This window comes from Clostridium aquiflavi (assembly GCF_031344075.1).
GTDB classification, from domain to species: domain Bacteria; phylum Bacillota; class Clostridia; order Clostridiales; family Clostridiaceae; genus Clostridium; species Clostridium aquiflavi.
Genome location: NZ_JAVJAN010000015.1, coordinates 39,402 through 52,428 on the forward strand (window position 1 = coordinate 39,402; position 13,027 = coordinate 52,428).

12 protein-coding genes are annotated in these 13,027 nt (G+C 29.6%); 9 read left to right on the forward strand and 3 right to left on the reverse strand.

The window, feature by feature from the left end:
* Window positions 1-19 precede the first annotated feature (19 nt).
* Genes RGC78_RS06980 through RGC78_RS06995 form a run of 4 tightly spaced genes read left to right on the forward strand, consistent with a single transcriptional unit; the run spans window position 20 to window position 4,620 of the window.
* On the forward strand, window positions 20-1,048 hold the full coding sequence (locus RGC78_RS06980; RefSeq protein WP_309556301.1) for an iron chelate uptake ABC transporter family permease subunit: 1,029 nt from the start codon (window positions 20-22) through the stop codon (window positions 1,046-1,048).
* Window positions 1,045-2,058 (forward strand): FecCD family ABC transporter permease, encoded by a 1,014-nt coding sequence (locus RGC78_RS06985; protein WP_252212028.1) that lies wholly within the window; start codon window positions 1,045-1,047, stop codon window positions 2,056-2,058. Before RGC78_RS06980 ends, RGC78_RS06985 begins: the two co-directional genes overlap by 4 nt.
* Window positions 2,059-2,068: 10 nt before the next feature.
* Window positions 2,069-2,899, forward strand: coding sequence for an ABC transporter ATP-binding protein (locus RGC78_RS06990; protein WP_252212030.1), 831 nt, complete (start codon window positions 2,069-2,071; stop codon window positions 2,897-2,899).
* Window positions 2,896-4,620, forward strand: a complete 1,725-nt coding sequence (locus tag RGC78_RS06995) for an ABC transporter ATP-binding protein (protein ID WP_252212033.1) — start codon at window positions 2,896-2,898, stop codon at window positions 4,618-4,620. The genes RGC78_RS06990 and RGC78_RS06995 overlap by 4 nt, the downstream gene beginning before the upstream one ends.
* A 56-nt stretch (window positions 4,621-4,676) precedes the next feature.
* Here RGC78_RS06995 and RGC78_RS07000 read toward each other — a convergent pair whose 3' ends face one another.
* The gene (locus tag RGC78_RS07000) at window positions 4,677-5,057 is read right to left on the reverse strand and encodes a metal-dependent transcriptional regulator (protein ID WP_252212035.1); all 381 of its coding nucleotides are present in this window, start codon (window positions 5,055-5,057) and stop codon (window positions 4,677-4,679) included.
* Between the two features lie 330 nt (window positions 5,058-5,387).
* Between RGC78_RS07000 and RGC78_RS07005 the strand changes: the two genes are divergently transcribed.
* A complete protein-coding gene (locus RGC78_RS07005) occupies window positions 5,388-6,674 on the forward strand; it encodes an endonuclease (RefSeq protein ID WP_252212038.1) in 1,287 nt (428 codons plus the stop codon).
* A 332-nt stretch (window positions 6,675-7,006) separates the two neighbouring features.
* On the opposite strand, the gene RGC78_RS07010 is transcribed toward RGC78_RS07005, so the two are convergent.
* A complete protein-coding gene (locus tag RGC78_RS07010) occupies window positions 7,007-7,585 on the reverse strand; it encodes a cyclase family protein (protein ID WP_252212041.1) in 579 nt (192 codons plus the stop codon).
* A gap of 158 nt (window positions 7,586-7,743) precedes the next feature.
* On the opposite strand from RGC78_RS07010, the gene RGC78_RS07015 reads away from it, so the two are divergent.
* The gene (locus tag RGC78_RS07015; protein ID WP_252212044.1) at window positions 7,744-8,259 is read left to right on the forward strand and encodes a MarR family transcriptional regulator; all 516 of its coding nucleotides are present in this window, start codon (window positions 7,744-7,746) and stop codon (window positions 8,257-8,259) included.
* Window positions 8,260-8,504: 245 nt separating this feature from the next.
* Here the strand turns inward: RGC78_RS07015 and RGC78_RS07020 are convergent, their stop codons facing one another.
* On the reverse strand, window positions 8,505-9,587 hold the full coding sequence (locus RGC78_RS07020) for a VanZ family protein (protein ID WP_252212046.1): 1,083 nt from the start codon (window positions 9,585-9,587) through the stop codon (window positions 8,505-8,507).
* A gap of 434 nt (window positions 9,588-10,021) precedes the next feature.
* Between RGC78_RS07020 and RGC78_RS07025 the strand changes: the two genes are divergently transcribed.
* The 3 genes from RGC78_RS07025 to RGC78_RS07035 all read left to right on the forward strand — a co-directional run bounded on the left by RGC78_RS07025 (window position 10,022) and on the right by RGC78_RS07035 (window position 12,735).
* Window positions 10,022-10,606, forward strand: a complete 585-nt coding sequence (locus RGC78_RS07025) for an RNA polymerase sigma factor (RefSeq protein ID WP_252212047.1) — start codon at window positions 10,022-10,024, stop codon at window positions 10,604-10,606.
* 36 nt (window positions 10,607-10,642) lie between these two features.
* A complete protein-coding gene (locus tag RGC78_RS07030) occupies window positions 10,643-11,575 on the forward strand; it encodes a hypothetical protein (protein WP_252212048.1) in 933 nt (310 codons plus the stop codon).
* A gap of 182 nt (window positions 11,576-11,757) precedes the next feature.
* Window positions 11,758-12,735, forward strand: a complete 978-nt coding sequence (locus RGC78_RS07035) for a diaminopimelate dehydrogenase (RefSeq protein ID WP_252212050.1) — start codon at window positions 11,758-11,760, stop codon at window positions 12,733-12,735.
* Window positions 12,736-13,027: the final 292 nt, after the last annotated feature.

Sequence of the window (13,027 nt, forward strand, 5' to 3'; positions counted from 1 at the left end):
TTAAGAAAGGAAAATAAATATGCAAAAGACCTATAATAAAAAGCGACAATTAGGAGCTTTGAATTTTACAATCTATATGATTGCAGGGGTGGTTTTGTTGGTGATTATGTCAGCGGCGTCAATTTCTTTTGGCGCTGCCGATATGAATTTGTCTACAGCTTGGGGAGCCATTTTTAATTTTGACTCTTCTTTAACTGAACACCAGATTATTCAAACTCTAAGACTTCCTCGTATAGTAGCTAATATAATTGTTGGGTCAAGCCTTGCCATATGTGGTGCTATAATGCAGGGAACTACAAGAAACCCTCTTGCTGATTCTGGGCTTATGGGTATAAGTAGCGGTGCTACTTTTGCTATAGCTTTTTGTATGGCATTTTTACCTGGTGGAAGTTATGGACAGATGATGCTTTTTGCCTGCATTGGTGCAGCTGTTACTACAAGTATGACTTATTTTATTGCATCTATCGGTAGAGGAGGGATGAAACCACAGAGACTTGTCTTAGCAGGTATTTCTATATCAATGTTATTTGGTGCTTTTAGCCAATATCTTTCTATTAAATATAGACTCGGATATGCTTTAGCTTATTGGACTGCTGGAGGAACAGCAGGTGCTAAATGGAGTGAACTTGCTATAGTTTTCCCATTCTTTATTGTAGGTATTATTGTAGCCCTTGTTATATCGCCTTCAATTACGGTTTTAAATCTTGGAGATGATGCAGCTATAGGTCTTGGACTTAATACTAAGAAGGTTAAAGGGATTTCTACTGTAGTTGTTTTAATACTTACAGGACTTTCTGTAATTGTTGTTGGACCTGTTGGCTTTATAGGATTAATAGTACCTCATATTGTCCGCTACCTTATAGGGGTAGATTATAGATACATTGTTCCAGCTTCGGGATTATATGGAGCTTTGATTACTGTGGTAGCAGATTTAGTTGGAAGGCTTATTAATAAGCCTTATGAAACTCCAATTGGAATTATTTTTGCTGTAATAGGTGTTCCATATTTTCTTTATCTTACAAGGATGCAAAGGAGGGAATTTGAATGAAGAAAAAGGGTTATTCAGTTTCACGTGGTATAACTATTATTTTGGTACTTACCATTGCTATGTTAGTTGTGGCAGTAATAAGTGTGAATTCAGGTAAAATGAATCTCTCTCCTTCGGAAGTTTTTAATGTTCTTCTTGGGAAAGGCACAGCTAAACAAAATCTTATAGTATATGATTTTCGTCTTCCTCGTATTGTATTAACTATGCTTGTAGGTATTGGTATGGGAACAGCTGGATGTGTAATGCAGAGTTTACTTCGCAATGATATGGCTAGTCCTGGAACTTTGGGAATAAGTTCTGGGTCAGGGTTATTTGTATTATTGTTTATAGTTATTTTTAAGGTAGATAGTGTACCTTCGGCTATTGCTCTCCCACTTCTAGCTTTTGTAGGTGGAATGACAGCAGCAGTGCTTATATTTTTACTTTCCTATAGAAGAGGAAAAAATATATCACCTACAGGATTAATTTTGACAGGGGTAGCTGTTGGAAGTGGATATAGTGCTGTTACTATGATGCTTACTTTAAAGCTAGATGAAAATCAGATGGATTTTGTTCAAAGATGGAGTGCAGGAAGTCTTTGGGGAGACAATTGGACGTATATTTCTATTCTTGCACCTTGGGTATTGATTCTGTTTTTATATGTATTTTATAAATCTCGTATTTTGAATACTTTAAACCTTGGTAATCAAACTGCAACAGGCTTAGGAGTAGCAGTAAAGAGTGAATTCATAGGTCTAGCTGTAGCAGCTGTTGCTTTATCATCAGGTAGTGTAGCCTTAGGTGGAAACTTCTTTTTTGTTGGAATGATTTCACCACATATGGCAAGGAAGTTTGTAGGCTCAAATCATAAACTATTGATTCCTACGGCATCTTTAGTAGGATCAATAATTATTCTATTATCAGACACTATTACTAGAACTATAAGTCTTGGAACCGATGTTCCTACAGGAATTGTTATTACTGTATTAAGTACACCTTACTTCTTATACCTATTAGTAAAGTCAAATTAAGGAGGTTTGTATGAAAAGTATTGAAACTAAAAATTTAGATATAGCTTATGAGGATACTCTTATTGTAAAAGAATTAAATATGCAGATACCAAAGGGAAAGATAACTTCTATTATAGGAGCAAATGGCTGCGGTAAATCAACTATCTTGAAAGCTGTTGGACGTATATTAAAGCCTAAGAAGGGTATAGTACATCTAAGTGGACAAGATATAAGTAAATTACCTACAAAAGAAATAGCTAAAAAGATGGCCATACTTCCTCAAACTCCTAATGCACCAAGTGGACTTACTGTAAGTGAGTTAGTTGCATATGGACGTTTCCCTCATCAAAAAGGTTTTGGAAATCTCACGGAGGAAGATAAAAAAATTGTTAAATGGGCTTTAGCTGCAACTAAGTTAAGTGAATTTGAGAGAAGAGAAGTTGATACTTTATCAGGAGGGCAAAGACAGAGAGTTTGGATTGCTATGGCTCTAGCACAGCAAACTGATTTAATTTTATTAGATGAACCTACTACTTATCTTGACCTTGCTCACCAATTAGAGGTTTTAAAGCTTTTATATGAGCTTAACCGTAATCAAAAGTGTACTATTGTTATGGTACTTCATGATTTAAATCTTGCTGCAAGATTTTCTGACTATATTATTGCTATTCAAAAAGGAGCCATCATAAAACATGGAACTCCTGAAGAAGTTATGACTCCAGAGGTTCTTAGAAAAACCTTCAATATTAATGCTGATGTTGTTATTGAGCCTAAGAGCAATCGTCCAGTATGCATTACCTATGATATTATAGATGAAAATGAGGATGTGCAATTGAAGGAAAAGGAGGCGGTAGGTATATGAGGACCACTTTACGTATTTTTATAGGAGCCAGAAGATATTGGATTTATTTAATATTAGCATTAATAGCTGTTATTATTTCTACTATAGCAGGATTTTATAATCCCTGGGCCTTAAGAGAGCTTACAAGTATAGCAACAGAAGGAAGCTCTGATTTTGGAGCTCAATCTTTACGAATAGGATTGATGCTTTTAGTTGCAACTATACTTCAATCAGCTGGAAGCTCTATTTCAGGATATTTAAACCATCATGCAGCTTTGCATTATGTTGCAGATATGAGAACAGAACTTTACTCTAAGCTTCAACATATGGGGCTTAAGTATTTTAATAAAAGTCGTACAGGAGATTTAACTAGCAGAGTTATTAATGATGTTATGGAGGTAGAGATTCTTTTAGCTCACGTAATTCCTGATTTTGTTGTTAATATATTGACTTTCGTAGGTGTAGGGATATTATTATTTTCTATTAATGTAAAGTTAGCTTTTATAAGTCTTGTTGCTATTCCTTTTCTTATTATAATTACTCTTTGGCAGAGTAAGTATCTTTCTCCTATATGGAAGCAGAATTCTATGGTTAGAGGAGAACTTTCTGGTACTGTGCAAGATAATTTTTCTGGAATTAAAGAAATACAGATATTCAATCAACAGGAAAGAGAAGAAAAAAGGATTAAGAACCTTTCTATGAAACATAGTAAGACATACTTAAGGGCAAGCTTCTTTTTTGAAACCACTTTTCCACTTCTTACATTTTTCACGGCTCTAGGTTCTGTTATAGTTATAATATTTGGCGGATTTATGGTTTCAAGAGGAGAAGTTAATATTGGGGATATTGTAGGATTTTCTATGTATCTTGGTATGTTTTATGGACCTATAAAGAGTTTTTCAAGGCTTATGGAAATGTCAGGTAACGCAGTTGCAGGATGTAGGCGTGTCTTTGAGGTTATGGATGAAGTTACAGATGTTAAAGAAAAAGTTAATGCAAAGAAAATACCTAGGGTTAAAGGAGAAGTTGAGTTTAAGGGAATTTCTTTCTCCTACAATGATGAGATAAACGTTTTGAAAAATATAAATTTAAAAGTAAATCCGGGAGAAACTGTAGCTTTCGTTGGGGCAACTGGAGTTGGTAAAACCACAATAGCTAGCCTTTTAAATCGCTTTTATGATCCTCAGAATGGAAGCATTTTAATCGATGGAATAGATATTAAAGATGTAACTTTAAAGAGTCTTAGGGACAATATAAGCATGGTTTTGCAGGACACCTTTTTATTTAACGGAACAATTTATGAAAATATTGTTTATGGCTGGAAAGAAGCTACTAGGGAGCAGGTTCTTGAGGCTTCAAAAGCAGCTAATGCTCATGATTTTATTGAGAATTTAGAAAATGGTTATGATACCATAATAGGTGAGCGTGGAGTACGTCTTTCTGGAGGACAGAAACAGAGAATTTCCATAGCTAGAGCAATTCTTAGAAATTCACCTATTCTTATTTTAGATGAAGCAACGTCAGCTCTTGATACAAAAACAGAGAAAGAAATTCAAGCTGCATTAGATGAAATTTCAAAAGATCGAACAACTATAGTAATTGCTCATAGATTATCAACTATCCTTAATGCAGATAAAATTGTAGTTTTAGAAGGAACAGGCATTAAAGAAACGGGAACCCATGATGAACTGATTCGTTCTGGAGGAACTTATGCTATGCTCTATAGAAGTCAGGTATCTTAAAGGTAAAAAAATTAACTGCTTAAAATCGCCAAAGCAATTTTGAGTCGTTGATTTTTTTATTTATTCTCATGTTCTGAAAGAAATTTTTGCATAGCATAAACAGAATCTGAACTAATAACATGTTCTATAGCACAAGCGTCTTCATCTGCAATAGAGATATCGATGTTTAGAATTTTTATAAAGAAATCTTTAATAATGTGATGCTTTTTAGATGTAAATCTAGCTATTTCTAAGCCTAAAGGAGTTAAAAATATTTCCTTATATCTTTCATTAGTTATAAGTCCCTTTTCAGCTAAAGTTACCATAGCGCTATTAGTGCTTGCTTTAGTTACTCCAAGCTTTTCTGCTATACGAGTCATTTTAACTCCGTTGCCTTCTTCTGATAACTCATAGATAGCTTCTAAATAATTTTCCATTACAAAAGTAAGTTTTTCCATACAAATCTCCTGTGATTTTTAAAGTTGATTTTATTCACTCTATATTAATAAAAAGTCTTTTAATAATAATAACATATTTTTAATCATATATAAAAGAGGGTCAAAGAAGTTTGATATATTTAATATGACAATAGGCTTTCTTTCTTCTTTTATCTAAATAAAAATTTAGTGAATTATGTAAATATAAAAATTTTCATTTTCATTAATATATCCTAAATATTTAGAATATATTAAAACATAATAATCTGGTATATTTAAATGCATTGCTATAAAGAGGGGGAAGCTATGCATTAAAACGGATTATTAATAAATATTTCAGGAGGCATAATATTGAATAATGCAAAGTTTAAAATCAAAAGGTTTACATTGTCATTTATACTTAGTTTAGTCTTAGTTTTTTCTTTTTCTATACCTAACACAACATATGCTATGATTGGAAGTGGAACAAGCACAGAGCCATATTCAGTAACTGAAGCTATAGAAAATCAAAACAATACATTAAAAACTGTTCAGGGATATATAATTGGACAGCCAATAGCTACTGATAGAGTTTTAACAAGTGTATATACTGGAGATACTGCTATTGCAATTGCAGATAGCGCAACAGAAACAAATACATTAAATATGATTTATGTTAAAATTCCTGCAACATATAGAAATTCTTTTGGACTAAAAACAAACCCAGATTTACAAGGGAGTCAAGTTAATGTTACCGGTTATTTAACTTCATATTTTTCACATGATGGATTAAAAAATATTACTAGTATAACAAAAGTAACTTCTTCAGAGGTAAGTACTTCTGATACTGATTTAAGTGGAAATACATCAGCAGGTGAAAATAATTCAGATGTAATCATTGAGGATGATGTTAGTGGAAATGACGAGGTAAGTAGTAATGATACAATAATTACTGATACAGCAACTTCATATGATGATACCTATTATACAGATGCTATTGGAAAGAGTGGAAAAGCTTTAAAATCATCACTTCATGAAATAATTGATGATAATAAAAAGTTATCATACGCTGCTGTTTGGGAAGCATTGATGGATACAGATGAAGATCCTAATAATACAAATAACGTAATATTATTATATACAGGTCGTTCTCAAGGAAAAAACACAAAAGGAGCAGGCGTGAATAATTGGAATAGAGAGCATGTTTGGGCAAAGTCACATGGTAATTTTGGAACTAAAGCAGGTCCAGGAACAGATTTACATCATTTAAGACCAGCAGATGTATCTGTAAACAGTTCAAGAGGAAATTTAGATTTTGACAATGGCGGAGTTCCACATAGTGAAGCTACTTTATGTAAATATGATAATGATTCATGGGAACCAAGAGATAGTGTAAAAGGTGATATCGCTAGAATGTTATTTTACATGGATGTAAGATATGAAGGTGATAGAGGAGAAGTAGATCTAGAATTGAATGATAAAGTTAATAATGGGGCTAATCCATACATGGGAAAATTAAGCACATTGCTTCAATGGAATAACCAAGACCCTGTTGATGAACTTGAAAAAAGGAGAAATGATATAATATACAAAAAATATCAGCACAATAGAAATCCTTTTATTGATCATCCAGAATGGGCAAATGAAATTTGGAATTAAAACTAAAAAATCTTAGGGAGTTTAAGTAAAAAAGTATGCTACTTAAAGTATGACTTCGATATTCTATTGGAGTCATACTTTTTAACTTTTTCTGTAATCTTTTTGATTATAAAAATCTATATATTCATCAAGAGAACATTTGGCTTTTCTTGACATAAAAAATACCCCCTTTATAAAAACAGTTTTATTATTTTAACTGTCTACTATAAAGGGAGCATATCATTTTTTGGTTTATAATATTTCCTAATTATATATTTTTATAAAAATTATTATCAATAAATAGTGTCTAATACGTAGTTTGTACAAAATTATTTATAAAGAATCACATGATTTTATAGTTCGGCTATTACCCTAGATGTAAGACCTGTTGCACCTCTTATATTAAGAGGAAAAGTGTGCATAGTAAAAGAATTATTTTTGGCCTCTGACCATAATAGATCAAGATTATTTATATTCTCAACAATAAATATATTTCTATCTGCACAATACTGATCTATATATCTGTGTTCAGAACTTTTTTTTATTCCAGGTGAATCTATTCCTATTAGACTAACTTTTCTATTTATTAAATAATCAATTAATTCCTTAGAAAGCTCAGGATAATCTGTTAAGTATTCAGCTGTTCCATAGCCCATCTCTTTTAAGTAGCCAGTATAAAAAATAATAAAGTGATTTTCCTTAATTTCGTTTAGGTTAATATCCTTTAATGAAATCTCACTATTTCTTATGTGAGATACATTAAATATTTTTCCAATTCTATTTATATAATCAAGAGGAAACTTTTTATTCATAATATCAAAATGAGTTCCTATATGACCTATAGATCCGAAGGCTTTATCCTCATTTATTGCCTTCTTAAGAGTTGAGGAAAGTACTTCCTTGCTAATTTCTAATGTTAAATCAATTTTCATTTTTAAAACCTCCATTAAATTAAAAACGTTTCCTTGGAAACTATTTTAATAATATCATAAAGAAGGTTTCCTTGTAAACAATTTTGATAGTATTGAATAAAAAAATTTTTGAATTATAATATATATTGTTAACTAAGAAACTAAATGGGGGCAGATTTATGATAATAGATGATAAGTCAGGGGCATTATTTGAAAAAGTGATTTCTTTTATAAATCATGTAAGTGATTCAAACAAAAACCAAGAGAAAAATTTAATTCAAGCAATTTTAAACATAAAAGAAGATGAAGAAGAGGTTAGGAAGGAACTTAGTAAAATATCAGAAGATGATATAAGAGATATATCATTATCAGAGTTTCATGTTATTGAATGTATAGGTAAAAATAATATGGCTAATAATATATTCATAGCAAAAGAGCTTTATATGACTAAAGGTGGTATATCAAAAATAAATTCAAAGCTTCTTTCAAAGGAGATTATTAATGCAGATAAGATAGAAAATAATAAAAAAGAAATTTATTATAGCCTAACAGTGAAAGGTATGGCCTTGTTTAAATTACATGAATATTTTCATAAAAAAGAACAAGAAAAGTTAATGGAAATTTTGAATAAGTATAAGGATGAAGAAATAACTACTATTTTAAAATTTTTAGATGATTTAAAAAAGATTATATAGGAAATAGATTATAGATATTATGGAATATAAACAATGAAATTGGAGATACTGTAAATCATATATTATTATGATAAGTAAATATTATAGTAACTTAGAGTTTACAGCGGAATAAAAAGATGAACTTCACTTAGGGGTTATACGGAAAGAAGTATTAGATTACAGGGTCTTTAATTAATATCGTATTAAAATTTATAAATAAGAAAGGCTTAGATGTATTATTATACTAAGTCTTTCTTATTTTAATATTATATAATAATATTTTTTGTATTACTCAATTTTTCATAAAACAGCATATTATCTTTCTTTATTATACTTAGTAAAAGGTGTACAAATATTAATAAGTTAATTACTATAGCTATAAGCATGATGACAATAATATAATTAGCATAGTCAATTTTATTTAAGTCAATAGCAGTAAATAAGATTTTATTTACACCAAAAACTCCATAATAAAGAATTCCATATCGTATAAAAATTTCTTTAAATGATAGCTTTTCATGTTTTCCTTTAATTCTTATTTTAAACAAATATTTTCCAAGAGTTTGACCATTAGTTAAATAGACAAGTACAATAAAGTAAATAAATACTATTAAAGATTTTACAAACAAATTGGAATTAATATTAGGAATAAAGCCCAATATAAACCAATCTATATAGAATGCAAAAAATCTTCTTACATATCCCACTTTAAGTTTTTGTAAATCTATATTGTCATCTAATGTATTTGATTTAGGAAGATAGTATGTAAATAATGGAGCTATTAAATAGCCTAAGAATCCACCAAAAGTATTTAAGATTAAATCATCCACGTCAAAAAGTCTATATGGAGCATTGTATATACCATACAAACCAGATAGTTGAGTAAGCTCAAAGAACAATGAAACTAAAAAAGTTATAAGTATAGTTTTCTTTAAATCTTTTTTGAAATAATATCTTAAGTAAATACCAAGTGGCGTAAGTAAAATTCCATTAAATGCAGCTTGTAAAAAAGCTCTTTCTTTAAGAATATTTATATATGTAAAAGGTTTGGAAAATACAATATCAGTTTCTTTAAAAATGTCAATAATAAAATTAAAAGGTATTAATTGAATATGCTGAGTTCCTTCTGCTTGTAAACTACGAATGTCAGTAGTAAGAGGTAGTGGCAATATTATTAAATAATAAGTACATAATAAGTATAGTAAAAATGAATATAAAATAAGAGTCCTAAATTTATTAATATATCCATATTTTCTATATTGATATAAACTAAAAGGAATCGTAATAAATATAGCTAAAATAGAAAAAGTTAGCATAGCTATTTTAATAGGGAAAACATAATGCATCATTTTTAAATTATCCTCCATCATTAGTAAAATTTTATCACAGTTACGATTTATATATTAAGAAGTATATCAGCATAATAACACATCTACAATTAATATTTACAGTCATTTGAAATATATAGTGTAATAAAACAATAAAAAGAATCAAATCATAAATAAATAGAAATAAACTAAAGGAAATATGGTTAATAAAATTGAATATAAATTATAGTTTAATAACTTTGTATATAGACGATGAAAGGAGTATCTGAAAAAGGTACTCCTTTTGCTATTTAAGATTAAAAATTGCAATAAAATTGAATTAAAAATAATTATAAATATAAAGAGATTTTTTATGTTATAAGACTAAAATTTAAAAAAATAATAAATTAACAAAACCTAAATGATATAGTTATGCTCTTATATTATAGAATGCAAAAAGAAAGGAGATGTAAAAGTTGGATATCCAAGACACAATAATGCGTTGTAAGCTAGGGGAAAAGGAGGCATTTCAGGAACTTTTGCAAACCGTAGAAAAGAAAGCATTGGCCACTGCTTATTTTTTATCTGGAAAAAGAGGAATTGCAGAGGACATTCTTCAGGAAACTTATATGAAATGTTTTATGGAAATAGATAAGCTTAAAGATCCTGAAGCATTTAAAATATGGTTTTTTAGAATTCTTGTTCGCACAGGCTGGAAAATGTCTAAAAAACAATCAATGCTAGTTCCTACTGATATAACATCAGAAAATGAAGCTTTGTTTTATAATGAAAAACAAAATGAAGAAAATATAATTGATACTTATGAAACAAAGCACATAGTAAAAAGTGCAATTAATAATTTAAGTGAAAATTTAAAAACTGTTGTTATTTTATATTACTTTAATGATATGTCAATAGAAGAAATTTCAAAAGTAACTGGATGCTTTAAAGCAACAGTAAAATCCCGTTTATTCTATGCAAGAGGTGCTTTAAAAAAGCAATTGGGTGATTGTTTTGAAAACCAAAATCATCTAGCAGAAGTTAAATGCAAACAAATATAGTGTAAGTCAACTATATAGATAAAGGAGTGTATTAGAATGAATAAGAATGATAAATTTGACAGTTTAATAAAATCAGCTATGGATGATAGTGCTAATAATATTAAAGCATCAAGAGATATTTTTAATGATGCTTGGAATAAAAAAGAACAAGGAGTGACTAATATGAGTTATTTTAAAATAAAAAATATAAAAAAAGCGGCGTTGATTACTGCATGTTGTGCAGCATTTTCTATTGTTGGAGTTTTTACAGTTTCACCAGAAGTTAGAGCAGCTGCACAGGAAGTCTTTAGAACAATATTTATAACTGATGAATCTGGTAATATTGTAGAAAGATCGGAAGATGAAAAGGTTCCAGTTGGTTTTGGTGTTGTACCAATAACAGATGAGAATAAGGAAGATATGGAAAGAAGAATTGGTTTTAAAATTAATTTACCTGAAAAAATAGGAAATTATTCATATGAAAAAATAGAAGATTATGTTATGGAACCAGGTGTAACAATAATGGCTGATGGTGTAAAATATAAGGATTCAAGTGAGGTACGTGACAAATTAGAGAAGGCAATAGATGATGAGAAAACTTTTGATGAGCTTAGTAAGGATTATAAGGTTACTATGATGCCTGGTTTAACATATGTAGATAATCAAGGACACAAATTCCGATTAACCTTATTTAAATATAATGAAAATTCTTCAAAACAACTTGAAGATGATGAAAAAGAAATAAATATTAATGATATTAAATGTAGAATATCACAAGGAAAAAATGTTAAATATAATGTGAAGAAGAATTCAGAAGGTGAAGGTGTAACTGATCTGGAAAATAAACCAATTGCCATAGATGAACGTTATGATATGGAATGGAACTATGACGGAGTAAGATATTGTTTATATATTGGAAATGATTCTTCTCATGTTGATGCAGCAATACAATTTGCAGAAGATTATATAAAAATTTTGAAGCAATCATAGAATAAAATATAAATATAAAAAAGTAGAATATGATTAATAAAATGAGTAGCTGAAAAAGGTACTCATTTTTTATTGTGTTGGATTCAGTAAATATTATTGCTATTAATTTACTTTCAATAAATTATATAAATAAAATATGGTAAAATAGTAATTAATTAAAATAAAAACGGAGGCTATAGTATATGGAAAATAAAATTAAAGTTGGAGTAATTGGATATGGGAATTTAGGAAGAGGGGTATTAAAGGCAATCAAACAAAATGACGACATAGAGTTAGAGGCTGTATTTACAAGAAGAGAAGGAGTTTCTATTGAAGATGGCTTAAATGCTATACATATTTCAAAAATCGCAGAATATAAAGATAAAATTGATGTTATGATACTTTGCGGAGGATCAGCTACTGACTTACCGGAACAAGGACCTAAGATCGCAGAAATGTTTAATACTGTAGATAGTTTTGATACACATGCAAAGATTCCACAATATTTTGAAAGAATTGATAAGGTTGCTAAATCTGCTGGAACTTTAAGTATAATTTCAGTTGGTTGGGATCCAGGTTTATTTTCTTTAAATAGATTAATAGGTCAATCAATTTTACCAGAAGGAAAAGATTATACTTTTTGGGGTAAAGGTGTAAGTCAAGGTCACTCAGATGCTATAAGAAGAATAGATGGAGTTAAAGACGGAAAACAATATACAATTCCTAAAGAAGAAGCATTATCAAAAGTTAGAACTGGTGAAAATCCAGAATTTACAACTAGAGAAAAACATCTAAGAGTTTGTTATGTTGTATTAGAAGATGGTGCAGATAAGACAAGAGTAGAGAATGAAATTAAGACTATGCCAAATTATTTTTCAGACTATGATACGGAAGTTAACTTTATAAGTGAAGAAGAATTAAAGAAAAATCATTCAGGAATGCCACATGGAGGTTTTGTTATAAGAACAGGGGTTACAGGTAATGGAAATAAGGAGAAAATAGAATTTTCACTTTCATTAGAGAGTAATCCAGAGTTTACTTCAAGTGTATTAGTTGCATATGCTAGAGCAATTGTTAAGATGGCTAAAGAAGGAAAAACAGGTGCTTGCACAGTATTTGATGTTCCACCAGCATATCTTTCAGCAAAATCACCAGAAGAGTTAAGAAAAGAATTATTATAATATTTAGTATTTAAAAATTGCTAAAATGTTATATAGGCTAGCAAAGTATTATCTAGTAAATAAAAATTAAGTTATTAATTAACAAAAGAGATAAATGGATTAATATATAAGCTCATTTATCTCTTTTATTTATGGCTATGTTTTAGCAGAGTGTTGATATATGCATAAGCAAAGTGGGCGGAGTAATTGAACTTAGGAATTCTAAAATGAGTATAGTCCAATTACAATACCACTTCACCTATTGCATATATCAACACTGTTTTAAAACATAGTCTTATTTATATATAATAAT

Coding starts and splice junctions, on each gene's coding strand:
- RGC78_RS06980 (WP_309556301.1), top strand. CDS start 20: ATGCAAAAGACCTATAATAAAAAGCGACAATTAGGAGCTTTGAATTTT.
- RGC78_RS06985 (WP_252212028.1), top strand. CDS start 1,045: ATGAAGAAAAAGGGTTATTCAGTTTCACGTGGTATAACTATTATTTTG.
- RGC78_RS06990 (WP_252212030.1), top strand. CDS start 2,069: ATGAAAAGTATTGAAACTAAAAATTTAGATATAGCTTATGAGGATACT.
- RGC78_RS06995 (WP_252212033.1), top strand. CDS start 2,896: ATGAGGACCACTTTACGTATTTTTATAGGAGCCAGAAGATATTGGATT.
- RGC78_RS07000 (WP_252212035.1), bottom strand. CDS start 5,057: ATGGAAAAACTTACTTTTGTAATGGAAAATTATTTAGAAGCTATCTAT.
- RGC78_RS07010 (WP_252212041.1), bottom strand. CDS start 7,585: ATGAAAATTGATTTAACATTAGAAATTAGCAAGGAAGTACTTTCCTCA.
- RGC78_RS07015 (WP_252212044.1), top strand. CDS start 7,744: ATGATAATAGATGATAAGTCAGGGGCATTATTTGAAAAAGTGATTTCT.
- RGC78_RS07020 (WP_252212046.1), bottom strand. CDS start 9,587: ATGATGCATTATGTTTTCCCTATTAAAATAGCTATGCTAACTTTTTCT.
- RGC78_RS07030 (WP_252212048.1), top strand. CDS start 10,643: ATGAATAAGAATGATAAATTTGACAGTTTAATAAAATCAGCTATGGAT.
- RGC78_RS07035 (WP_252212050.1), top strand. CDS start 11,758: ATGGAAAATAAAATTAAAGTTGGAGTAATTGGATATGGGAATTTAGGA.